The 22,663-nt window shown below is 56.1% G+C and carries 21 protein-coding genes and 2 pseudogenes; 18 read left to right on the top strand and 5 right to left on the bottom strand.

The genetic code is table 11. The features are described from left to right. Positions 1-153: 153 nt before the first annotated feature. Positions 154-1,110 carry an IS5 family transposase gene (locus COMA2_RS11050; protein ID WP_090894682.1) on the bottom strand — a complete coding sequence of 319 codons (957 nt, stop codon included), beginning with the start codon at positions 1,108-1,110 and terminating at the stop codon, positions 154-156. An 872-nt stretch (positions 1,111-1,982) separates the two neighbouring features. Between COMA2_RS11050 and COMA2_RS11040 the strand changes: the two genes are divergently transcribed. From COMA2_RS11040 to COMA2_RS20735, 3 genes and pseudogenes are all read left to right on the top strand, one after another. Beyond that, the gene (locus COMA2_RS11040; protein ID WP_090897805.1) at positions 1,983-2,963 is read left to right on the top strand and encodes an OmpA family protein; all 981 of its coding nucleotides are present in this window, start codon (positions 1,983-1,985) and stop codon (positions 2,961-2,963) included. Between the two features lie 138 nt (positions 2,964-3,101). Beyond that, a complete protein-coding gene (locus COMA2_RS11035; protein WP_090897802.1) occupies positions 3,102-4,100 on the top strand; it encodes a hypothetical protein in 999 nt (332 codons plus the stop codon). A gap of 170 nt (positions 4,101-4,270) precedes the next feature. Then, positions 4,271-4,802, top strand: a pseudogene (locus COMA2_RS20735) (IS5 family transposase); the annotation flags it as partial. 618 nt (positions 4,803-5,420) lie between these two features. Here the strand turns inward: COMA2_RS20735 and COMA2_RS21455 are convergent. Further along, the gene (locus tag COMA2_RS21455; RefSeq protein WP_456236591.1) at positions 5,421-5,534 is read right to left on the bottom strand and encodes a hypothetical protein; all 114 of its coding nucleotides are present in this window, start codon (positions 5,532-5,534) and stop codon (positions 5,421-5,423) included. A gap of 203 nt (positions 5,535-5,737) precedes the next feature. Between COMA2_RS21455 and COMA2_RS11015 the strand changes: the two genes are divergently transcribed. The 11 genes and pseudogenes from COMA2_RS11015 to pnpS all read left to right on the top strand — a co-directional run bounded on the left by COMA2_RS11015 (position 5,738) and on the right by pnpS (position 14,591). Then, complete coding sequence (locus COMA2_RS11015; protein ID WP_090897790.1) at positions 5,738-6,010, top strand: antitoxin; 273 nt, start codon at positions 5,738-5,740, stop codon at positions 6,008-6,010. 5 nt (positions 6,011-6,015) lie between these two features. Then, complete coding sequence (locus COMA2_RS11010; RefSeq protein ID WP_245630967.1) at positions 6,016-6,456, top strand: type II toxin-antitoxin system VapC family toxin; 441 nt, start codon at positions 6,016-6,018, stop codon at positions 6,454-6,456. Positions 6,457-6,687: 231 nt separating this feature from the next. Continuing rightward, positions 6,688-6,972, top strand: coding sequence for a hypothetical protein (locus COMA2_RS11005; protein ID WP_090897784.1), 285 nt, complete (start codon positions 6,688-6,690; stop codon positions 6,970-6,972). Between the two features lie 28 nt (positions 6,973-7,000). Further along, positions 7,001-7,384 (top strand): hypothetical protein, encoded by a 384-nt coding sequence (locus tag COMA2_RS11000; protein ID WP_090897781.1) that lies wholly within the window; start codon positions 7,001-7,003, stop codon positions 7,382-7,384. Positions 7,385-7,609: 225 nt separating this feature from the next. Continuing rightward, positions 7,610-8,188 (top strand): TetR/AcrR family transcriptional regulator, encoded by a 579-nt coding sequence (locus COMA2_RS10995; protein WP_090897778.1) that lies wholly within the window; start codon positions 7,610-7,612, stop codon positions 8,186-8,188. A 75-nt stretch (positions 8,189-8,263) separates the two neighbouring features. Next, on the top strand, positions 8,264-8,953 hold the full coding sequence (locus COMA2_RS10990; RefSeq protein WP_090897775.1) for an NADPH-dependent F420 reductase: 690 nt from the start codon (positions 8,264-8,266) through the stop codon (positions 8,951-8,953). Between the two features lie 11 nt (positions 8,954-8,964). Continuing rightward, positions 8,965-9,423 (top strand): RidA family protein, encoded by a 459-nt coding sequence (locus COMA2_RS10985; protein ID WP_090897772.1) that lies wholly within the window; start codon positions 8,965-8,967, stop codon positions 9,421-9,423. Positions 9,424-9,448: 25 nt separating this feature from the next. Next, positions 9,449-10,383: pseudogene (locus tag COMA2_RS21095) on the top strand (LLM class oxidoreductase); the annotation flags it as partial. Between the two features lie 545 nt (positions 10,384-10,928). Beyond that, positions 10,929-11,942, top strand: a complete 1,014-nt coding sequence (locus COMA2_RS10975) for a methyltransferase (RefSeq protein WP_090897769.1) — start codon at positions 10,929-10,931, stop codon at positions 11,940-11,942. Positions 11,943-12,024: 82 nt separating this feature from the next. Then, entirely contained in the window at positions 12,025-12,726 is a 702-nt protein-coding gene (locus tag COMA2_RS10970; RefSeq protein ID WP_090897766.1) for a response regulator transcription factor, read from the top strand. Between the two features lie 5 nt (positions 12,727-12,731). Beyond that, on the top strand, positions 12,732-14,591 hold the full coding sequence (gene pnpS, locus COMA2_RS10965; protein ID WP_090897763.1) for a two-component system histidine kinase PnpS: 1,860 nt from the start codon (positions 12,732-12,734) through the stop codon (positions 14,589-14,591). Between the two features lie 70 nt (positions 14,592-14,661). Here pnpS and COMA2_RS10960 read toward each other — a convergent pair whose 3' ends face one another. Next, on the bottom strand, positions 14,662-15,654 hold the full coding sequence (locus COMA2_RS10960) for a 3-oxoacyl-ACP synthase III family protein (RefSeq protein WP_090897760.1): 993 nt from the start codon (positions 15,652-15,654) through the stop codon (positions 14,662-14,664). Between the two features lie 141 nt (positions 15,655-15,795). On the opposite strand from COMA2_RS10960, the gene COMA2_RS10955 reads away from it, so the two are divergent. Then, the gene (locus COMA2_RS10955) at positions 15,796-16,764 is read left to right on the top strand and encodes an outer membrane protein assembly factor BamD (protein WP_175304541.1); all 969 of its coding nucleotides are present in this window, start codon (positions 15,796-15,798) and stop codon (positions 16,762-16,764) included. Between the two features lie 123 nt (positions 16,765-16,887). On the opposite strand, the gene COMA2_RS10950 is transcribed toward COMA2_RS10955, so the two are convergent. Further along, positions 16,888-17,634, bottom strand: coding sequence for a cytochrome c biogenesis CcdA family protein (locus tag COMA2_RS10950; protein WP_090897755.1), 747 nt, complete (start codon positions 17,632-17,634; stop codon positions 16,888-16,890). Positions 17,635-17,636: 2 nt separating this feature from the next. Next, positions 17,637-18,191 (bottom strand): peroxiredoxin family protein, encoded by a 555-nt coding sequence (locus COMA2_RS10945; RefSeq protein WP_245630965.1) that lies wholly within the window; start codon positions 18,189-18,191, stop codon positions 17,637-17,639. 314 nt (positions 18,192-18,505) lie between these two features. Between COMA2_RS10945 and metK the strand changes: the two genes are divergently transcribed. The 3 genes from metK to COMA2_RS10930 all read left to right on the top strand — a co-directional run bounded on the left by metK (position 18,506) and on the right by COMA2_RS10930 (position 22,662). Continuing rightward, positions 18,506-19,654, top strand: a complete 1,149-nt coding sequence (metK, locus tag COMA2_RS10940; protein WP_090897752.1) for a methionine adenosyltransferase — start codon at positions 18,506-18,508, stop codon at positions 19,652-19,654. A 126-nt stretch (positions 19,655-19,780) separates the two neighbouring features. Continuing rightward, positions 19,781-21,040, top strand: coding sequence for an adenosylhomocysteinase (gene ahcY, locus COMA2_RS10935; RefSeq protein ID WP_090897816.1), 1,260 nt, complete (start codon positions 19,781-19,783; stop codon positions 21,038-21,040). A 419-nt stretch (positions 21,041-21,459) separates the two neighbouring features. Further along, positions 21,460-22,662 (top strand): PrnB family protein, encoded by a 1,203-nt coding sequence (locus COMA2_RS10930; RefSeq protein ID WP_090897749.1) that lies wholly within the window; start codon positions 21,460-21,462, stop codon positions 22,660-22,662. Position 22,663: the final 1 nt, after the last annotated feature.

Raw genomic sequence — 22,663 nt, 5'->3', positions numbered from 1 at the left:
GGGAAGATCTGATTAATTCACGTTTCCACTCGGCAATCTGTTTCTGGGGTGATCACCAGGGTGAATTCGGTGGGCATCCGCTGGCTCGGAAGCCTTTTTATCGGGCGCACCCACCGTCCGATGGCCCGCTGTCCGCCTCCGGACACACGTCTTCTACGTCCCCGCCATGAGCCGCCGTCGCGCTACGTACAGATTCGCCAACCCGCAGCTGATATGCAGCCAATGGGTATTCTTCGCCAACCCGCGATAGCGGACTTTGGCCCAGCCGAAGATGCGCTTGATCACCAAGAACGTATGCTCCACTTTGGCCCGCACTTTCGATTTCGTCCGGTTCCTGGCCCGCTCCTCCTCACTCAGCGGTCGATAGCGGTATGCTTTCGCCTGGATGAAACTCTTGGCCTTAGGCGCATGCTGCCGGATCACCTCGCGTTGCCCACTGTAGGCGGCATCGCCCCACACCCGAGTCTCCTGGCCATGCAGCAACTCCGGTAACATCTGACTGTCATGCACATTGGCAGCGGTCGCCGCGACCGAATGAATCAGTTTCGTCTGGCTGTCCACGCCGATATGGGCCTTCATACCGAAATACCACTGATTGCCCTTCTTGGTCTGATGCATCTCGGGATCCCGCTCCTTTGTCCGGTTCTTCGTCGAACTGGGCGCACTGATGATGGTCGCATCGACGATGGTGCCGCGGCTCACCTGGAGCCCTTGCTTCGTCAGATACGCACCGATCTGTGCAAAGAGCTGCTCACCCAACTGGTGGGCTTCCAGGAGGTGGCGAAACTTGCAGATCGTCGTCTCATCGGGTACGGGCTCACGGCCCAGATCAATCCCGACGAACTGTCGCATGGCCCGTGAGTCATACAGCGCTTCTTCCACAGCTGGGTCCGACAGGTTAAACCACTGTTGCAGGCAATGGAGGCGCAGCATGCGTTCGATCCCGACCGGTGGACGCCCCGGCCCATCGGCCTTGGGATAAACCGGCTCGATCACGGCCACTAATTCCGCCCATGGCACCACGCGATTCATCTCGTCGAGGAACTGCTCACGGCGGGTGGGCTTGCGATATTGCTCAAACGTGACCTCGGCAAACGTCGATTGCTGCATAGATGCGCCTCCTCATCAGGACTGCGTGTCCTTTAGCACATCCCGCGGGAAGAATAAATCAGACCTTCCCTAGCGTAACGTTCTCCAAGTATCCGTTCGCCTGAGCAAGTCGAAGGCGACAACGTTCAAAAAATTCCTCCCTCCGGCCCCCCTCAAATCGTCTCATCTGTAACGGATCTGTAACGGAATTCAAAATAATGTTCCACCGCGCTCTTGTCCTGTTCAGAAACCGTTTCAGCCGATATACGATGCGATCGCGAATTTACATTCGGCTCGATAGCTTCTTGTTGCAACGCCACGCATCGGCATGCTGGCGCCTTTTGGGAGCGCTGTGTACTGCCTTCGTCGGACTGGCCGCCTGCGGACCCGCAGCATCCGACGACAGAGCTGGTCATGAATTGGAAGCACCGATGACCAACATATCGCCGACATAGTCAGCGCAGAAAAGGCACAGCGGCAGCGAGGCCAGGCAGGGGTCCCCGGACGTATCGAATTCGGCCCTCAAGGATCTCGCCTCACAAGATCTTCACCCAAGAGTGCAAGCCCTCAACGCAGTCTTTGAGGCCATGGAGGATGAGGACGAAGCCGTCCGGGCCAAGGCCACCGCGATCATCGAACGACGATGCGCCATGGAACAGCATGTCATTGACCTGACGTTTTCCACGACAAGGAGCCACAGCGGCCAACTCATCACGATGAGGCCATTGAAGAAAAGACCGAATAATGCTGACTAAATCACCGTGGAGTCCGATCGGCAAGAAAGATCGTCACCCTCACGGGGACGATGAGGACCTTAGGCATGGTGGTATCGTCAAACGCTCACATTAATCGTCGCTGCGGTAGCGCTGGCCACTGTCAGAATAGGAGGCCGCATGAGCAAAACGTTTATTGCCCTCATGATATTGCTATTGATAACCGCTATATTTTCTTCAAGCTATGCTGACCCCAATTGGTGTCAAGACGAAGAGCGAGAAATTAATAATTACCCTGAATATGGCACGAAGTTGGATGAGGGCCAGATGACACGTTTGCGCAATATAGCGGCAACAATCGTGCGGAGCCAAAGTTCCGGATCCCCAATCCTTACTGTCAATGTTGTAGGTCATGCTGACCGAGCATTAAGAGTTGCACCAGATCAACGTGCGGCCAAGGAGGAGACTGTCAGTCTGCAGCGTGCGAAAGATGCCAAAAATCAGCTTGTGGCCATTCTGGGCACATTGCCAGGCGGTCCAGGCGTAATTTCAGTCATAGATACTCCAATCGGTGCCGGAGCAAAAAACTTGAAGATTCAGAATCCCAAAAACGAAAGCGAGATGCGCCTAAATCGCCGTGTGGTTTTTATGTGGTCTCGCTGCCTTACACCGAAGCGACAACCAGATATTCCACCTCGTGATCCATCTGACTATCCGGACGATCCGAATAATGTTCCCGCCGGAACACGGTTCAAAATGAAAATCTTGGACGGCGTGGGATTGAGTGGCGCAGCCAGTGGCTTCTCCTACTACTCCTTCCTATTTTGGGATGTTGATAATCATCGGATTGCTGAATACACGTATACGGCAACCATCACGGGCAAAGGCATACCGCCGTTTTCCGAGGCGGGAGAATCTAACTGGAGTGAGGTCTTCACGATTTCCAAGCCTGCGCAGGTAGATCAATTGGAAGGTTTAGGGCACCACGCTACAGGTTCCATCGGTGCAGCGAGCGGACTAACTTTCGGTTTTAACTCCCGATATGGAGCCGCAGGGTCGACTGCAATATTCACAGGCCCATCGAAGTCTATTGGCATAGAAGGAGGCAATGGGCCTCTAAAAGTCACGCGAGGAACGGTGCAAGTTTACAACGGACCTTAGCCCAAATTGTCCATCGGACGTACCTGCTCCTATTTACAGGAGATTGCACTAGGCGCTGATGCGCCAACGACATGCGAGGGAATGGTCAGCTAAGCATGGCAAGATTTGTGGTTAGGGCGAAACGGGAAGGAGAACGAGATGAAGATATCACGTACCAAAATGAAGTTCATTGTGTTCGTTTCGGTTCTGGCCATGTCATCCGGTTTAAGTTCCTTAGCGTTTTCGGACCAGAGACTTGATCATTGCAACAAAGTGCTGGAAGGCGACCTCTTCAATAAAGTCCTTAAGCAAAACAGTAATATAGAGACGAAAAAGAAGACTGCATGGTCAATGTTCTTACACATGACAGAGGACGAAGCATTCAACACATTTCAGAGTTTTTATCAGTCAACCAAGAATCAAGGATCGGGAGGGGCCGTTGAGTTTCTGAAAATTGCCTTGGGCGGTAATCATGATTACAGCCGGGGAATCACTGAAGAGCAATTTCGACAAGAATTTCGGAAGATGCGAGAGCTCAATAAGAGCTCGAGTTCATCAGACACGAGTTCAAGGACGGCTAAGATCTCCAATCTATCAATGGTAACAAGAGATGAAGCATCAATACGTGCATGGGAAAAATGTGTGTCGCAGGATAAACTACCCGGCTTATATGCTTATGGCAGCAGGCGCGAAAGCGGTCAGGCGTTTATAAAGGTCATTTGGGTACCTGGAGACTTTGGGGGATCCATGCCAAACGTAACTGTAGACTTTGCCGTTCCGGATGGCGTGACCATTAAAAATTTGAATAAAGACGGTCGTGCAAAAATAAATATCGGCGGCGGGAGAGCTTTCGTGGTTGAAAGTGAAGAACCAGACAAAGCGATTGAGATCTTCGTTAATGCGAACGTTCCCGATAAGTTTGATGATACCTACGAGACAATCATTCCGTCGACGCGAACTGTTGAAATGAAATTCCCAGACGGTACTTCACAGCCGGTTCCTCAGATTTCTGAACCAAAGGGAGAGGGGATTTTGAGTATTGGTCAGTCTATAGAAGAGTTTCGAGAGAGAGGTGGACGGATGCGGATGGGTCCGGCAATCGGAAATAAGTCTACAGATAGCGGAAGTAAGATTAATCCCAGAGGCAAGATAAATTAAATTTTGACTTTTTTAACAATCGTATTGGCGCCTATCCTCATATTTCCCCAGGTGGAGATTATGCAAGGTCATTACGGAAGGTCTGATTTATTCTCCGCTCGCGATGTGCTAGAGGAAACGCAGTCCTGATAAGGAGGCGCGCCCATGGAGCAACAGACGTTTGCCGAAGTCTCGATGCGACCATCATCCGTGCGCCCCAGTTCGACGAAGAATCGCACCAAGGAGCGGGATTCGGAGATGCATCAGACGAAGAAGGGCCACCAGTGGTATTTCGGCATGAAAGCCCACATTGGAGGGGACAGCCGGACCACACTGATCCATTCAGTCGCGGCCACGGCGGCGAATGTCCATGACAGCCAGGTTACCGGAGTTGCTCCATGGACAAGATACGCGAGTGTGGGCTGATGCCGCGTATAGTGGACAACGTAAGGTGATTCAGTACCATGCGCCACAGGGGCTCAGTGTTTCATTCAGACCAAAGCCCATCGTCATCGGCCCCTCAGTGAGAACGAGCGGGCACGGAACCGGACGAAATCGAAAGTCCGGGCGAAAGTTGAACATGCGTTCTTGGTCCTCAAACGGATCTTTGGGTGGGCCAAAGTCCGGTACCGGGGGCTGACGAAGAATACCCACCGGCTTCAGATTAGCTGCGGATTAGCGAATCTGTACGTGGCACGACGGCGTCTCTTGACAGAGACGTAGGAACGTACGCCCCGGAGCCTTGCAACGAGCCATCGGACGGCGGGTGCACCTCATGAACAGGCTCCTGAGGCCAGTGGATGCCCATCGAACTCGCGTTAGTGACCAAGCCCAGGAACAGATTGCCGAGTGGAAACGTGAATTAATCAGACCTTCCTTAGAAAGCAAGCGCTGATTGTCAGTCAGATGAAGTTGACTGCTTCGCCATTCATTTATGGTCAGCTGAACCTATAATCGAATCATCGTGCTGTTTGATGATCGCCTTGAGATCCTCGCGGATCTTCTGTGCGTCGGCGTTTGGGCTCGAAAAATCAATCTTGACTTGGTCAATTCGTCCACGGCTGCGTCTATTGGCTTGCCACTTCCTCCCAAAACCGCCGGAGGCTGCAAAGGTAGTGACGAGTGTCGCCGCTGCTGCTAGACCAGCCGCGACGTCGTCTCGATATGTCACGACTAACGTCTGGACCCATTCTGACTTTAAGACCAACGTAGCAAGAGCGCTCAACAATCCTGCTACCGCGAGCGACCAGTGATGGACAGCGCTCCAGAGTTTGGACCCCCTGTTGTACCATTGGTTTCATTTCGCCTCTTTCAACAAACCGTTGCGTGCTGGCATTGGCATCACCCGCCATTTTCTAACTGTCGTTCGATGCGCAACCATTCCTCATAAGAAATCAGAACCGCAACAAGATGCTCCTGTTCGTCGGTCACAAGCTGTTTGTAACGAGAACCCATAACTTTATCATAGAGAACTTAAGAGAAAGTTTAGAGTGGCTTCGATCCTGAATATGATCTGCCGTCCGACCTGGTTCGGTCGTTAGGTCTGATGGGGTCGCGATGATCGCTCTTCGGACTTACCCAATCTCGTCAGTGCCCTTGTTCGGTGAAGGCCAATCATGATATATACCACGGTATTACCATCAAGGAGATCTTAGGTCATGCGCAAACATCGCAAGCTCGCTACGGCCAAAGTGTTTCGCAACGGACGCAGTCAAGCGGTTCGCCTTCCCTTGGAATACCGGGTACAGGGCTCTGTTGTGTCTATCAGGCGGGATGAAGAAACGGGAGACATTATTCTGTCACCTCAGCGGAAACGCTCATGGGCACAATTTTTCAAACGCCTGAAACAATTTCATGCCTCTGGGGAGGTTCCCGCTGACTTTCTGACAGACCGCGACAAGGCGCCAGCGGCGGAGAGGAACCTATTTTGAAATCGGTGATGCTTGATACAAACACCGCCAGCTATATCGTGAAGCCTGGATATCCCAACGTGCTGTACTGGCTGGAACGCACCTCTCGGACTCAAAAGATCACCATGTCCGCCGTCACGCGTGGTGAATTGATCTATGGGCTGGCCCTCAAGTCTTTTCCCAAAGTTCTGACGGCCGCGGTCAATGATCTCTTACACCAAGTGAGCGTGCTTCCGTGGGATGCGTCCGTCTCGGATACATACGGAAAGGCACGTGCGTGGTTTCGTCAACAGGGAATGACACTGGCCGCTCTCGATATGATGATTGCGGCGCATGCCATTGCCGAAAATGCGACATTGATTACATCAGATACGTCATTTGAGCCGCTGACTTCTCCTGCCCTGAAGCACTGCCCATTTCGTTTGTTGGTCCGAAACTGGATGGAACCTCCGTTTGAGAACACATAGCGTTGCCGAACAGGGCCCGAACGACAAAAGACTGAGAGAAAGGGCTGCTTGTATTGGGAGCAAGAGTTTGACAGGGGAATGCACTCGCGACTCACCAATTCGTGGTGAGAACAAGGGAGAGTCGCCTGAGTCGGGTTCTGAAGAGTCGGGAGAGTGTCTCGGAGAGCTTGCTCGTCTGATACAGGCTTGCTATGTTGCGATTCGCTGAGATGATACAACCTAGGAGGTCTTATGAAAAAGACGACTGCTAAAAAAGTTGCCAATGCCGGAAAGCAGCTTGCGCGAAAAGGAAAGACTCTTCGAGGCAAGGCCGGCGCGACGGCTCGTCAACTCAAGAAAACCGTTGCCGATGCTGTCTCCACATCGAACCGGCGGCTCAAGAAAGGGATCAAGAAAACGAAGTCCACGCCCGCCAGTCGGCAGGCACGCAAGGTCGGTCGAGCCGTCGGCGGCTTCCTGGGCCAAGCGATCGGCCGCGCCGAACAGCTTGTCACACGAATCGTGAAGAAGAGATAACAGAGAGCGATGAAAGGAGACGCCACAGATGGCTCAACGACCTTTTCAGACCGGGGCCGTCGTCAATCTTGTTGCCGGTGAAAGCAGCAAGGAAACCGTTGTCGTAACCGTTCCCAAAAAGAAACGATTCCACACCCACTATCTCGGCATCAATGGTTTCGGACACTCGAATCAACCGCTCTTCTATGCCGTTCACGTGACGACCCGTTCGAGGGTCGGTATCTATCCCATTGCGCCGACGGGCGTGTCCGAGATCGATGAGCCGGAATTTCCGACAAGGTTTTTCGGAAGCCAGGAGGCGATTCTCTACGCGGATCCTGGCTCCGACCTCATCTTCACGGTCTCGCGCAAGGAAACCACCGGCAATGTACGGGTGTTCATGGAGATCTGCGGACTGCTGGTGGATGTGTGAGTGATGGACTGAGCGGATTGCTGATCGAAAATCCTCATGAGAGACCCGAAACCTCAACAAGAGATGTTTACCTATGACCGCTGCTCCAAATCCCTCGTCCATTTTGCAAACTGCCTTCAGCTTCTGGAGTTCCAAAGTTCTGCTCACGGCCGTTGAGGTCGGTCCGTTCACTGCAACGAAATTTTCCCCTTGACAAGCTACCTACCTACTAGTAGGATTGCCTTTATGTCTACAACAGACACCAGAACGGCCATTATGGACGCGGCGCAAGCGTTGATTCAGCGCGGCGGTGCCAACGCGATGAGCTACCAGCACATCAGCGACACGATCGGTATCCGAAAGGCCAGCATCCACCATCACTTTCCCACGAAGGAACATTTGATCGAGGCCGTTATTCAACGGTACGCGGCCTATTTCTTGAAGCTCGTCGATGCCATCGTCGAATCGAAGCTGGATCCTGCGGCTAAACTACGCAAGTATGCCGGGCTGTTTGAGGCCACTCTGTGTGAGGGACAACAGGACAAGGCCTGTCTGTGCGGCATGCTGGGTGCCGAACTGGCCACGCTGGGTCATCCCGCTGCCGCAGGGGTGCGACGCTTCTATCGAGACAATGAAGCGCGACTTGCGAAGATTCTTGAGGAGGGTCTCAATAAAGGAGCCTTTCGTTTCAAAGGCGACACAAAACTGGTGGCGGCAATGATCTTCTCTCTACTGGAAGGCGGCGCATTGGTCGTTCGGGCGGAAGGCGGACATAAGCGGCTGCATACCATGGTGGAACAGACCATCACATTGCTGCAACGATGACGGCGTGTTTTTTTACCATGGAGACCTACCTACTAGTAGGTCTGCCATTCACAATCTAACCCTATGGAGGATGCGATGAGAACGATCGGAATTATGGGAACGGGGCGTATGGGAGTGAGGCTGGCAGAGGCATTTGCAAAATCCGGCGTTCGGGTAACGCTGGGTTCGCGCGATCCGCGGCGGGCAAAACGGATTGCCGAGGGGCTGAACATCTTAGGCATTACACCGGGAACCTATGAGCAGGCGATTCAAGCGGAGTTTGTCCTCCCCGCCATGTTTCTCATGGATGGAATAGTGACAACACTGCAGCCTTATCGGCAGGCCTTGGCTGACAAGATCTTCATCGATATTACGAATCCGTTCAACGACGACTATTCGGATTTCATTCTGCCTTGGGATACCAGCGGGGCGGAAGAACTCCAGCGGCACTTTCCTGAAACCCGGATCGTCGGGGCATTCAAGAACGTGTGGTGGGAGGTCTTTGATGAGCCACGGTTTGACGGAACCGTGAGCGACGTGTTCGTCGTCGGCGATGACCTAGCCGCCAAGCAGACGTTTCTCAGCATCGTCGAATCGATGCCATTCCGTTTCATCGACGCCGGCAAGTTGGCCAACGCGCGTGTCGTCGAACGGATGACCCTCTTGAGTGGTGAGCTGGGCCAACGCTACGGCTATTTCCCACGCATGAACTATCGTTTCGTTGGCAAACCCTGGACGCCCGGCTCTGCCGACCGCTATGCCCATCTTATCAAGGCCGCGCCTTAGGAGAGAGCACGGTGACACCGGAAGCGCGCCTCCATGAGCTACGTCTGACCTTACCCGATCCGCCTCTGCCGCTCGGCGCGTACGTACCGGCGGTGGAGGCAGGCGGGTTGCTCTTCGTCAGCGGCATGTTGCCGGTGCAAGAGGGACGCCCGGCATGGAACGGACGTCTCGGCGAAAGACTGTCGGTGACGGAAGGCCGTGATGCCGCAAGATTGGCGGCGCTCAACGGCCTGGCTGTGGCTCGTGCCGCACTCGGATCGCTGAATCGTATCCGGCGGCTGGTGCGGCTCACGGTCCACATCTCCGCAACGCAGGATTTCGGTGAGCATGCGAGAGTTGCGGACGGTGCTTCGGAGCTGTTGGCCGCCGTATTCAAAGACGGCGGCGGCCATGCACGGCTAGCCGTGGGTGCATCGTCACTACCCGCTCATATGCCGGTCGAGTTGGAGCTAATTTTCGAATTGCAGTGAACGGACTGGATTGCAGGAGGACGGTATGGAGATGACTACCCATCACGGATTTCAGACCATGTTTCATGAGGGACGCCTCACGCTCGGCATCTTTGCACCCATTGAAGCCTATGAGGGCAGCATTCCCACGATGCGCGACCACCTGGCCCGCATCTGGCGGGCTGAGCGGCTGGGCTTCGCCGCGCTCTGGGTGCGCGACGTGCCGCTATACGATCCATCGTTCGGCGACGTCGGGCAAATCTACGACCCATGGGTCTATCTCGGATATGTAGCGAGGCATACACGGCGTATCGCGCTGGCCACCGGCAGCATCGTGTTGCCGTTACGGCATCCGCTGCACGTCGCCAAGGCGGCTGCCTCGATCGATCAATTATCGAGCGGCCGTCTTGTTCTTGGCGTCGCATCCGGCGATCGGGCCGTGGAGTTTCCGGCGTTCGGGCTTTCCCCAGAAGGTCGCGGCGACCGATTTCGCGACTCATTCAACCTGTTACACCGGGTGTGGAAAGAATCGTTTCCCGAGATCGACAGCCCCTTCGGCTTGCTGCACCAGGTAGATCTGCTGCCCAAGCAACTGCAGGCACCCTGCCGCTTCTCGTGACAGGTAGCAGTCGCCAGCCGATGGAATGGATTGCGGCGCACAGCGATGGCTGGGTGACCTACCCGCGTCCGCTTGCCAAGCAATCTGACATGATTGCGCTGTGGAAACGCTTGGTGGACGACCACGCACCGGACCAGTTCAAGCCCTTTGTGCAATCTCTGTACATCGATCTGGTCGAGGATCCACATGCTACGCCCAAGCCAATCCATCTTGGTTTTCGCTTGGGCCGGAGCGCCCTTCTAGATCTGCTGAAGTGTCTGGAAGCTAAGGGGGTAAATCACGTCATCCTCAACCTGAAGTACGGCAGTAGACCTGCCAGCGAGGTACTGGAGGAGTTAGGAGCTGAGATCCTACGGTGGTTTTCCCAAACAGGAAACGGAGGATGCCTCAACTGCGGCAGTAAGCTTAGGGCAACCTGCTCGCTCCGGCGTGTAACACTAACAATTGCTTGGCTTCGTCACCATGCTACCCGTGACGGGGGCTTGAGAGCAATTCCGTGAACGCGCATACTGCCGATGACTTGTCCGGACCGTGGATCATAACAGGTTTCGGCTAGGCCGCGGGGCGACGACTGGCTAGCTGACGGCTCGCTAAATAGGCAGTCTTGCCAATGCAATTGATCAGCCATCCACGGCCAAAGTAATATTTGAGCTGCCGCGTTCAATGTATCTTGCATTCAGGTCATCACATCACAGAAGTAGGTCCTGATTTGTGCATATTAATAGGATAGATTAGAACCTACCTCGAAATAGTCTTTTTACCGAGAGAGCCGCTGAAATTATTTATGGGTATTGGCGTCTTGCAAAGTTCAGAATCCTATGAAATATCGAGCTCTGTTCTGTAACCTGCTTCGGTGCAAGGGAGCAGATGCTGCATTCCAATTTTAAGAGATAAGATAGGTCCTCATATGAATCCATCTTCCATTTTGCAAACCGCCTTCGGTTTCTGGGGCTCCAAGGTCTTACTCACGGCCGTCGAGGTCGGCCTGTTCACAAAACTCGCCGATCGACGTCTCACGGGGGCGGAGCTGGGCAGGGAATTGCAATTTCACTCACGGGCTAATCCCGATTTCTTTGACGCGCTCGTGGCGATGAAGTTTCTCGACCGCGACGGCGACGGCCCCGAGGCGAAGTATGTCAATACGCCGGAAGGCGCCCTCTTCCTCGATGCTGCGAGCCCGCGCTATATCGGAGGGATTCTCGTCATGCTCAACGCGCGGCTGTTCAAATTTTGGAACGATCTGCCGGAGGCGTTGCGGACGGGACGGCCGCAGAACGAAGTGAAGCATGGACAGAAGGGGATGTTTGAAGAACTCTATTCGGATCTGCCCAGGCTGGAACAATTCATGGAGGCCATGACCGGCATTTCACGCCTCAACTTCGAGGCGTTCGCGGAGAAATTCGACTTCTCGAAATACCAGACTCTTTGCGACGTCGGCGGCGCGACCGGCCTGCTCAGCATCGAAGTCGCGAAGCGACATGCCCATCTGCAATGCATCAGCTTCGATCTGCCGGTGGTCGAACCGATTGCGAAGAAATATGTCGCTGCCGCCGGATTGGAACATCGCGTGAGCGCGACATCCGGTGACTTTTTCAAAGATCAGCTACCGAAAGCCGACCTCATCACGATGGGCATGATTCTGCATGACTGGAATCTGGAGAAAAAAATGCATCTGATCCGAGCCGCCTATGACGCATTGCCGACCGGCGGCGCGTTGGTGGCCATCGAAGCATTGATCGATGATGCCCGTCGCGAAAATGCGCAGGGGCTGCTGATGTCCCTCAACATGCTCATCGAATTCGGCGACGCGTTCGATTATTCCGGGGCGGACTTCCGTCGGTGGTGCGGTGAGGTGGGCTTCACACGGTTCGAGGTCATGCCTCTCGTCGGGCCATCGAGCGCGGCGATCGCCTACAAATAACCGGCCATCACCGAGCGAGCCACCTGCCCGGTAGTCCTGTCCGCTTGACTCTCTCTCCCCTCCCCCGTACGCTCAGTCTCCTATGGGCGTGTCCACTCACAAGAAAGTGCTCATCGTCGAAGACGAACAGGACATCCTGCAGCTCGTGACGCACTATTTAGAGAAAGAGGGATTTCGACCCATCACCGCGACCAGTGGGCTCGACGCGCTGAAAAAGGTCAAAGAGGAGAAGCCCGATCTGGTCGTCCTCGATCTGATGTTACCCGAGATGGATGGGCTCGAAGTCTGCAAACGCCTCCGCTCCATGCCCGGCACCGCCCTGCTTCCGATCCTCATGCTCACGGCGAAAGCGGAAGAATCGGACACGATTGTCGGGCTGGAATTAGGGGCTGACGATTATGTCACCAAGCCGTTCAGCCCCAAAGCGTTGGTGGCGCGTGTCAAAGCGCTATTGCGTCGCATCGCGCGCGCCCCCGCTGATGGCCCGGAGGTGCACCACTATGGCGCGCTCACGATGAATGTGGCTCGGCATGAAGTCAGCCTCGGAAAACACGAGATGCCGCTGACGGCAAAGGAATTCGGCCTGCTTGAGCATCTGCTTCGGCATCCCGGGCGTGTGTTGACCCGAGAAGTGTTGCTCAACGCCGTGTGGGGCTACGACTACTACGGAACAACCAGAACAGTCGATGTGCATATCCGCCGACTCAAACAAAAGCTGCCGCTCCTCGAAGATGCCATCGTGTCCGTGAAATCATTGGGCTATAAACTGAGGGATCTCGACTGATCAGGATGACGTGGTCGATTCGATGGAAAGTGACGCTTGGCACGCTTGTGGCGGTCGCCTGTGGGCTGCTGGTCGCCGGCGTGATGACGGTCAAGTCCCTCGAACAGCGGTACCTCGCGCAATTCGGTGATGAGCTGGAGGCAAAAACCAAGCTTGTCGAATACGGCTTTCAACCGCTGTTTCTCTCCTCTTCTTCACATCCGACCCCTTCCTCTTTGCAAGAGACGGCGCGCGAGCTCGGCACCCGAGCCTCCTCCCGCGTGACGCTGGTCGCCGCAGACGGAACGGTGCTCGCGGATAGCGCCCTCCGAGATGCCGACGTGCCCGCTGTTGAAAATCACAGGTCTCGGCCGGAAATCCAACAGGCCCTTTCTACCGGACACGGAGCGGATATCCGCCCAAGTCATACCACCGGCCAGCGCACCATGTATCGCGCGGTGCTGCTACACCAGGCTCAGGATACGGCGCCGATCGCCGTCCGCGTGGGCCTGCCTATGGCCATCGTCGAACGCGAGATGGCCGAACTCAAACAACACCTTTTTCTCGCGCTCGGAGTCGCCTTCCTCGTCGCCCTGACGCTCAGTGTCTGGCTGGCTCACAACATAACCAGACCCCTCTCGAAGATCGCATCGGCCGCCCGGCAACTCAGTTCCGGCCACCAGACGATGCCCATCAGAACAACCGCGCAAGATGAAGTCGGTCTCTTGGCGACGACGCTGAATACCATGGCGGACCAGCTGCATGCCAAGATCGACGAACTCTCGGAAGATCGAGCCCAACTGCTTGCCGTCCTCACCTCGATGGTCGAAGGCGTCATGGTCCTGGACTATCGCGGCCACGTGTTGCAAATCAATCCGGCGTTGGAACGGATATTCGGCATCTCGCGCGTGGAAGCGCGAGGGCGTCCCTGCGCCGAGCTGTTCCGCCATCAACGACTCAATGACCTGGTCACGACCATTCTCGGGTCACGCGTGCCGGGCGAGGATGAAATCGTGCTGCCGCTGACGGGACGATGTCTCCAGATCGAAGCCTCCCCGGCAGGGGGAGAACGGGAAAGCGAAGCCTGTCTCGTGTTGGTGTTTCATGACATCACCGAATTGCGGCGTCTGGAGAAGATCCGGAAAGACTTTGTGGCGAATGTCTCTCATGAGCTTCGGACCCCGCTCACCTCCATCAAAGGCTACGTGGAAGCCCTGCTGGACGGCGCCAAGGACGACCCCGTCGCTTCCGCGAAATTCTTGGAGATCATCCTCAAACAAAGCGATCGGCTGAATCTGATCATCGAAGACCTGCTCGAACTCTCGAAAATCGAATCGGGCCGCGTCTCGCTGAAGGAAGAACCGCTTGAATTGCGTTCCGTCGTCGACCGGACGCTGTCCATGATCAAACCGATCGCCGATAAGAAACGGCACCGTCTCGTCACCGTGGTCGATCCGTCGCTCCCTCCGGTGGGGGGTGATGAAGGTCGGCTTGTGCAGGTCTTGACCAATCTGCTCGATAATGCCATCAAATATACGCCTGAAGGAGGAACCATCTCGGTCGGCACCAAGCTTGTTCTCTCGGTTGGAACTACCGATTCAACAGCCCGAGCGATCGATCTCAGCGTCGCCGATACCGGAATCGGTATCCCCGAGGAGGACCGGCCTCGTGTCTTCGAACGGTTTTACCGCGTCGACAAAGCCCGGTCACGCGAGTTGGGAGGGACGGGACTCGGACTGGCGATCGTGAAGCATATCGTTGAAGGCCATGGAGGGCAGGTGTGGGTGGAGGCGAATCATCCTCAGGGAAGTCGGTTCGTGGTTCGACTTCCGGTCAGCGGTGGCAAGCGAGTGTCCGCTCAGTCGGGCGAAGCAAGCAGAACATAGACGCTCGCTCCCGACAGCGGATTCACATGAGGATGGACGACAGGCGAATGGCGCTCCCGCCCTCCTGTCGTTACCAGCGCAGGAGACCCGTTGCCCAGGTTACTCCACCGCCGAAAGTGCCCAGCAGCACCAGATCATTCGGTGAGATGTTCCCCCCGCGAACCGCATCATCGAGCGCGATCGGAAGAGAAGCTGAGGACGTATTGCCGTAGCGCTCGATCACCGAGGCTAAGCGGCTCTGCTCGATACCCAAGCGTTCGGCGACCTGAGACAAGATTCGACCGTTGGCTTGATGGAGCACGATCTGTTTGAGATCGCCTGGACTGGCGCCGAATTCTTTCAAAATCTCCAGCACGGCCTGTTCAATCCGTCGAACGGCTATCCGAAAGAGCGACGCTCCGCGCATACGAAGCGAGTGCTCCCCCTTGCGCAGCGTGTCGGAGGACAAGGGCAGCCGGGATCCGCCGCCGGGGAGTCGAATGAGTCCATGATGCGCCCCATCGGCATACAGCCTGATCCCCAGAATCCCCCGCCACTCGGGAGTGCTCTCCTCTTCACCCCGCAGGATGACGGCACCGGCCCCGTCGCCGAACAGCAGCGCCGTCGTCTCATCTTGAGGATCGAGCGAACGAGACTTGACTTCTGAAGCCACGACCAGACAGGTCCTGACCTGTCCGCTCTGAATCATGGCCTGCGCCATCGAGAGCCCATATAAGAATCCCGAGCAGGAGGCAGACACGTCGAACGCCCCCACTTGTTTGCAGCCTAATCCTCGTTGGACCAAGCAAGCCGTTGAAGGAAACGTCATGTCCGGAGAGGTTGTGGAAAGGATGATGGCTTCGATTGAAGAAGGCGAACAATCAGCGGCATCAAGTGCGAGACGGCTCGCTTCAATCGCCATATCGGAGGACGCTTCGCGTTCGCCGGCCCAATGACGTGTCCGGATACCGGTGAGTCGCTGGATGCGTGCCGGAGACAAGTTCAACGTCGGAGCGATCGCGTCATTGGGCACGACCCGGACAGGAAGATAGCTACCGGTTCCGATGACCCTCGATCGAATCATGACTCTAAACCCGATCTATTTGAGCGAAATTATTCAGACTTCCGACGTGGAGCGGGATTATAGGGGGGCATGAGGAAGCAGGTCAACCGAACCGTTCTTGTCATTGCTTTTTCCCCATATCCTTGCTATGTGTTTACGGGTATGTTGCCCCTCGAAATCGCAGCTTCTCCGCTCTCACGACTATCACGACTGAGCCTGGCGGCTTTTCTCGGCGTCGGTTCGCTGTTCATCACCTCCTGCGCCGGCGATATCGGCCCGGGCGACGTTCGAAGCGGGATCAAGAAGGTCTTCAGCAGCACCGACGAGCAAATTTTTCTCGGAGATACCGTTGAGAACCACTACCACCCCAATGTCATCATGAAACGGGGGGAAGCCTATTTCGAGAAAGAGGAGTATGCGGAGGCCTTAGTCGAGTACAAACACTTTCTGGAACTCCATCGCAATCACGTCCTGGCTCCCTATGCAGGATTCAGGATCGGGGAAATTCATTTCAAGATGGCGAAGACCATCGATCGTGACCCTGAGCCGATGCAAAAGGCCATCACCGCGTTCGAGCAGATGAGAAAAGAGTTCCCCGGCAGTCGCTATGACACCCAGGCGCTGCAAAAGCTCGAGGAATGCCATGATTGGATCGCTCAGATGCATCTCTTCGTGGGACAATTCTATTACCGGCGGGGCTCCTACCTCGCCGCCACGCACCGGTTTCAGCAAATCCTCCAGGCTTACCCGAATAAGCCCATCGCCGCTGAAGCCCTGTACTCCCTTGCGAAGTCGTACCATGAAATGGGTGCGGACGATTGGGCAAGGGAGAATCTCGTCGTCTTGGTAGACAAGTATCCGAACAGTACCGCCTCAGGGGCCGGGAAGAGCTTGCTTGAGAAAATCGGGGGGGCCCAACCGAGTACGCTCCTCGCTCAGAAATCGGAATCGGTCCCCCTTTCCGACGCCGGCCCAGGGATGGTCCGCAGCAATCGGCCGGCCGTCAGCCCATCTCCACCTCCGGCAATCGGAATACTCGGCGTTCCTCCGGCGCTCGACTCGCTTGGGGCGGCCGCCGCCACGACACTGGGGCAGGGCTTTACAGCCTGTCGTCTCGGCGCCTGGTGCTGATCGGGTAATAACGAGTGCCGAGAATCAATCTGCCGGCCGATGGACGCCCTTCATAAAAAGGCGTTCAAAAAGATCATCCAACGAGCGACCGAGAACGACGTTGGGGAGCTTTTTCAACCCCCGTTACTGGCCCAGATACCAACCGATCCCGTATCGCTCCAAGAAACTGGTCACCATGGTCAGCGAATTGGCGTAGATCATCACGCCGACAAGGATCAGCAAGACTCCGCTCACGGTCGAAACGCCCCACAGATACGCCCGCACTTCCTTGAAATAGGCCAGAAATCGATCGACGCCCAGTGCCGTGAGGAACAGCGGCAAGCCCAACCCCAACGAGTAAAAGGCCAGCAACACGACTCCGCTAAAAAGAGAGTCGGTCGTACTGGCATATAGAAGAATGGATCCCAGCACTGGACCGACACAGGGGGTCCAACCGGCCGCGAAAGCAACCCCGATCAGGAATGACCCCAGGTATCCGGCGGGTCTATTACGGAATTGATACCGCTGTTCCATCTTGAGGAACTTCAAGTTCAGAATCCCGAGCAGATAGAGCCCAAACACGATAATCAACGCGCCGCCGATACGGCGGATGAGATCTTGATGGGTGATCAGGATCTGGCCGAGAAAACTCGCCGAAGCCCCGAATGCGATAAAGACTGATGAAAACCCCCCGATGAACAACAAGGAGTTCACGACGATGGCCTTCCTAAACTTGACCCGCTCGGACGCATCGGTCAACTGTTCGACGGACAGGCCTGTAATGTAGGAAATATAGCTCGGCACCAACGGCAACACGCATGGGGATACAAACGAAAGGAGTCCCGCCGAGAAAGCGGCAATGAGCGAAATCTGTGGCATGGATTGTGTCATGGTTACGACTTCATCAGTTCATGGATTAAGTCACGGGCCTCCGGAGAGTCCCAATCACGAGCGCCGAAAATCTTTTGTCGCACGATGCCTCGGCGATCGACCATAAAGGTGAGCGGAATCGAACGGGCCCCGTACGTCAGGCCCACGCGGTATTCCGAGTCATGGAGAATGGGAAACGTGAATCCCATTTCTCGCTGGAACGGGCGGGTGACCGCCGCGCCCTGTGAATCCGTCGACACCGCCAAGATCTCGAACTCCCTTCGCGATAACGTTCGATACAGCTGTTCCATCGCCGGCATCTCGACACGGCAGGGCCCGCACCAGGTCGCCCAAAAATTCAGCAGGACGACCTTCCCTCTCAGTTGAGATAGACTCATGACATTGCCCGAAAGATCACGCAATGTGAAATTGGGGGCTTCGTCACCGATTTGGACAACGCCACGCTCGAAGCCTGGCCGTTTCTTCGGTTGGGGAGACTCTGCCTCGGAGGATGGCGCCATGCACAGCGCGCCGATCGCCATGACGGTGAACACCAAAGCCGTTCGATGAAATGTCATGTTAATACGCGAACAAACACACGCTTACTCTTCCGTCACGGTAGCCATAGCCGCTAGGATCACGCGCCCGTCACTCAGCGGTCAGCCGATCGTCTTGTCACGACGGTATGTTACAAGTCCGCAAAAACCCGAGTCAAGCAAGCGGCGCGTGACAAATTTTTCCCCCTACGATCGAAATGATGGACAAAGCCGACCGATCTCTCTAGAATTGCCGAGATTTGCGCGTGGTCTGACGCTCGGTACCACTCGTCACAGTCACAATCAGCAAACACAGCGGCGCTGGCTTTCCATAAACCTGAACCCACGAGGGGCACATGCGAGACAATTTCCTGTTTACTTCAGAATCGGTCACTGAAGGACACCCGGATAAGATCGCCGATCAGATTTCCGACGGCATCTTGGACGCCATCATCGCGCAAGATAAATATTCCCGCGTCGCTTGCGAAACCATCCTGACTACCGGCATCGCCCTCGTAGCCGGCGAGATCTCGACCAAGGCGTACGTTGAAATCCCGGATATTATCCGTGACGTCATCAAGGATGTCGGCTATTGCGATGCGTCGTGGGGGTTCGACTATCATACCTGCTCGGTTCTCACCGCCATTCATCAGCAATCCGGCGATATCGCGATGGGGGTCGACTCCGGAGGGGCCGGCGACCAGGGCTTGATGTTCGGCTACGCCACCAATGAAACGGCTGAGCTTATGCCCATGCCCATCGTCCTGGCTCACCGGCTGACCAAGCGGCTGGCAGAGGTGCGCAAAAAGAACCTTCTCAAGTGGGTGCGGCCCGACGGCAAATCCCAAGTGACGGTCGAGTATAAAAACGGCAAGCCCGTTCGGATCGATACGATCGTCGTCTCCACGCAACACAGCCCCGAGGTCACCAGCAAACAGATCGAGCGCGACATCATGGAAAAAGTCATTAAACCCGTGATGCCGAAAGGTCTCTACGTTCCAACCGGCGTGAAACATCACATCAACCCCACCGGCCGTTTCGTCGTCGGCGGTCCGATGGGCGACACCGGCCTCACAGGCCGGAAAATCATCGTCGATACCTACGGCGGACACGGCAGTCATGGCGGCGGCGCGTTTTCAGGCAAGGATCCCACAAAGGTGGACCGATCCGCCTCATATATGGCCCGCTATATCGCCAAGAATCTCGTCGCCGCCGGCTTGGCCGACAAGTGCGAAGTGCAGCTGGCCTACGCGATCGGCGTTGCCGATCCGGTATCTGTCCTCGTCGACACCAAGGGCACTGAAAAGGTGTCGGTCGATATTCTCGATAAGCTCGTGCGCAAACATTTCCCCATGACTCCCCAAGGCATCATCGATCATCTGAAACTCCGGCGCCCGATTTTCCGAAAAACCGCGGCATACGGCCATTTCGGTCGCACGGAGCCTGAGTTTACGTGGGAGAAAACCGATAAGACAAAGGCCTTGCGCAAGGACGCCGGGCTCTAAGCGTCCGAAGCGTAGCATGTCGGCAAAGGGGGACGGGTTCTCCACCCGTCCCCCTTTGCATGATGACGCATGATAACCATTAACCGTTGACGAATGTCGATGAGCGTTTCCGAGAAGGAGGGTGTCGTGGATTACGATGTCAAAGATATCAAGCTGGCGGATCAGGGGCGGTTAAAAGTTGAATGGGCCGAAGCCACGATGCCCGTATTGCGACTCATTCGCAAACGATTCAAGCGAGAGCAGCCGTTGAAAGGGGTGCGGGTCACGGCCTGTCTGCACGTCACGACGGAAACCGCGAATCTGGCCATCACACTGAAAGCCGGCGGGGCCGATGTCCGTCTCTGCGCCTCAAATCCTCTCAGCACACAGGATGACGTGGCTGCGGCATTGGTGCAACATGAAGGCATTCCAACCTTTGCCATCAAGGGTGAAGACAATGCCACCTACTATCGCCATATCGAATCCGCCATCGCGCACCGCCCCCATGTCACCATGGATGACGGGGCCGACGTGGTGTCGCACCTCCACTCCAAACGGAAGGAACTGCTGAAGAACGTCATCGGCGGCACGGAAGAAACCACCACCGGCGTGATCCGTTTGCGCAGCATGGCTGAAAAGAAGGTCCTCAAGTTTCCCGTCATCTCCGTCAACGACGCCGACACGAAACATATGTTTGATAACCGCTACGGCACCGGGCAATCCACCATGGACGGCATCGTGCGCGCCACCAACCGGCTGGTCTGCGGGTCCGTCGTCGTCGTCGTCGGGTATGGCTGGTGTGGGCGTGGCATCGCGATGCGGGCCAAGGGCATGGGCGCAGACGTGGTCGTGACCGAGATAGACCCGTTGAAAGGTCTTGAAGCGTTGATGGACGGCTTCCGCGTCATGCCGATGGAACAGGCTGCGCCGATCGGAGACTTCTTCGTGACCGTCACCGGGAATATCCATGTGATCCGTGGCGAGCATTTCGCGGCCATGAAAGACGGGGCCATCGTCTGCAACAGCGGGCACTTCAACGTGGAACTCGATATCCCGGCTCTCGAAAAACTGGCCACCAAGCGCCGGGTTGTTCGCGCCGGCGTCGAACAATTTACGCTGAAGAAAACCGGCCATCGGGTCAGTTTGCTCGGTGAAGGCCGGCTCGTGAACCTCGCCACCGCGGAAGGGCACCCCTCCAGCGTGATGGACATGAGTTTTGCCAACCAGGCGCTCGGCGCAGAATATCTCGTGAAGAACTACAAGATGCTGGAGAAGAAGGTCTACCCGGTGCCGGCGGTGATCGACAAGGAAATCGCGAAGCTCAAGTTAGCCGGCATGGGCGTGGCAATCGACACCTTGACGTCGGAGCAGAAGAAGTATCTTGCCTCCTGGGAAATGGGCACCTAGCAGGATGCTGAAAATGTCTCTCGGCGTTGTTCTCGGTCGCTCGTCTCCCTGCAACGTACCGCGAGGGTATGCTTCGGTCGCCGAGCTCCCTGCGGCCTAGCCTGTGGAACGGTGCGCCTCGGCGCACCGGGGTGGGCGGGTGAGAACTGATGCCATTTTGAGCATCCTGATTCAGGCGACACTCGCCAAGGTTAAGAGCGAGTCTCGGCGCGCTCGGGTGAGTGTGAATAGCGCGCGGTGAGAGCACCCGCGCCACACCTGCTCAAAGAGAAGAAACAGAAAGGCCACCTCGAAGAGGTGGCCTTTCTGTTTCTGGTGTCCACCTTTGGCCTCCTACCTACCGAAGCTCTTTGCGGTTTTGTTTTGAGACCGATTGCAATCTCTTGCAGGAGTGGTAGAGTGAGGCCGAGGAGGCCTCTGTGAACTCCCGCGCGTCCCAACCGCTGTCGCTTACAGATTTTGAGATTTCCCCTGAACGGGGTTTCCTCCCCTCCGATCCTTGTGAAATGCTGCCTGACGCTTCCACGCTAAACCATCTCGGCGGCGAGATGCCGAAGCTATTGAGTGCGAGGCGGATTCGGCAGTTTATCGACGAACAACCGTCGTTGCTTCCTTCTATTCCACCCGGTTGGCATGATATCGAATACCGAGCCGCGATGAGGATCCTGTCCTTCGCCGGTCATGCCTATGTGTGGGAAACGCCGGGACAACCGGCCATCATGCTCCCCTCCCAGCTCGCCCGGCCATGGCATGACATGGCCCAAAGGCTCGGCCGTCCGCCGATTCTTTCCTATGCCTCCTACGCGCTGGACAACTGGCGCCGGCTGGATAGGTCGAAGCCGATCCAACTCGACAACATCGTGCTGCTGCAGAATTTTCTCGGTGGACTGGACGAAGAATGGTTCGTCGTTGTCCACATTCAAATCGAGCGGCAGGCGGGGCCTGGCTTGGAGGGCCTGGCGCGGGCGATCAATGCGGCTGCAAGGGGAAAGGATGAAGAAGTGCTGTTGGGCCTACAAGCTCTGGCGTCCGCGCAAACCGCCATGCGAGACACATTGCTCCGCATGAAAGAACGCTGCGATCCCTATGTGTATTACATTCGCGTGAGGCCCTACATTCACGGCTGGAAGAACAACCCGTCGCTGCCCGACGGCCTCATCTACGATAACGTCGAAGCTTACGGTCGACAGCCACAACTGTTTCGTGGTGAGACCGGCGCGCAGAGTTCGATCGTGCCCTGTCTCGATGCCGGACTGGGCATCCATCACGCGCCCGATCTCTTGACGGTCTACCTGCAAGAAATGCGGGAGTACATGCCGCCTCGGCATCGCGCCTTTCTTCATGCGCTAGAGAGCCAGACTGATGGCCAGGGGCGGGCACTCCTTTCCGGCTATGTCCATGATCACAGACAGAACCATCCTGAACTGTGGTCAGCCTACTGTGCTTGCGTCAACCTGTTGGCGCAGTTCAGAGAAATCCACATCGGCTATGCAGACAGCTACATCCATCGCCAGCATCAAACCAGCACGACCAACCCCACGGCCGTAGGCACCGGCGGCACCCCCTTCATGACCTACCTGCAAAAGCATCTTGACGAAACGAAACAGGCCATCGAGACCTAAT

This window comes from Candidatus Nitrospira nitrificans (assembly GCF_001458775.1).
Lineage (GTDB): Bacteria > Nitrospirota > Nitrospiria > Nitrospirales > Nitrospiraceae > Nitrospira_D > Nitrospira_D nitrificans.
The sequence above is the reverse complement of the archived record's forward strand: the minus strand, read 5'-3'. Positions and strand labels throughout refer to the sequence as shown.

What these genes read in the sequence shown, in the direction of transcription:
- COMA2_RS11050 (WP_090894682.1), bottom strand. Translation starts at nt 1,110, where the DNA reads ATGCAGCAATCGACGTTTGCCGAGGTCACGTTTGAGCAATATCGCAAG.
- COMA2_RS11040 (WP_090897805.1), top strand. Translation starts at nt 1,983, where the DNA reads ATGAGCAAAACGTTTATTGCCCTCATGATATTGCTATTGATAACCGCT.
- COMA2_RS11035 (WP_090897802.1), top strand. Translation starts at nt 3,102, where the DNA reads ATGAAGATATCACGTACCAAAATGAAGTTCATTGTGTTCGTTTCGGTT.
- COMA2_RS21455 (WP_456236591.1), bottom strand. Translation starts at nt 5,534, where the DNA reads ATGGGTTCTCGTTACAAACAGCTTGTGACCGACGAACAGGAGCATCTT.
- COMA2_RS11015 (WP_090897790.1), top strand. Translation starts at nt 5,738, where the DNA reads ATGCGCAAACATCGCAAGCTCGCTACGGCCAAAGTGTTTCGCAACGGA.
- COMA2_RS11005 (WP_090897784.1), top strand. Translation starts at nt 6,688, where the DNA reads ATGAAAAAGACGACTGCTAAAAAAGTTGCCAATGCCGGAAAGCAGCTT.
- COMA2_RS11000 (WP_090897781.1), top strand. Translation starts at nt 7,001, where the DNA reads ATGGCTCAACGACCTTTTCAGACCGGGGCCGTCGTCAATCTTGTTGCC.
- COMA2_RS10995 (WP_090897778.1), top strand. Translation starts at nt 7,610, where the DNA reads ATGTCTACAACAGACACCAGAACGGCCATTATGGACGCGGCGCAAGCG.
- COMA2_RS10990 (WP_090897775.1), top strand. Translation starts at nt 8,264, where the DNA reads ATGAGAACGATCGGAATTATGGGAACGGGGCGTATGGGAGTGAGGCTG.
- COMA2_RS10975 (WP_090897769.1), top strand. Translation starts at nt 10,929, where the DNA reads ATGAATCCATCTTCCATTTTGCAAACCGCCTTCGGTTTCTGGGGCTCC.
- COMA2_RS10970 (WP_090897766.1), top strand. Translation starts at nt 12,025, where the DNA reads ATGGGCGTGTCCACTCACAAGAAAGTGCTCATCGTCGAAGACGAACAG.
- pnpS (WP_090897763.1), top strand. Translation starts at nt 12,732, where the DNA reads ATGACGTGGTCGATTCGATGGAAAGTGACGCTTGGCACGCTTGTGGCG.
- COMA2_RS10960 (WP_090897760.1), bottom strand. Translation starts at nt 15,654, where the DNA reads ATGATTCGATCGAGGGTCATCGGAACCGGTAGCTATCTTCCTGTCCGG.
- COMA2_RS10955 (WP_175304541.1), top strand. Translation starts at nt 15,796, where the DNA reads ATGTTGCCCCTCGAAATCGCAGCTTCTCCGCTCTCACGACTATCACGA.
- COMA2_RS10950 (WP_090897755.1), bottom strand. Translation starts at nt 17,634, where the DNA reads ATGACACAATCCATGCCACAGATTTCGCTCATTGCCGCTTTCTCGGCG.
- COMA2_RS10945 (WP_245630965.1), bottom strand. Translation starts at nt 18,191, where the DNA reads ATGACATTTCATCGAACGGCTTTGGTGTTCACCGTCATGGCGATCGGC.
- metK (WP_090897752.1), top strand. Translation starts at nt 18,506, where the DNA reads ATGCGAGACAATTTCCTGTTTACTTCAGAATCGGTCACTGAAGGACAC.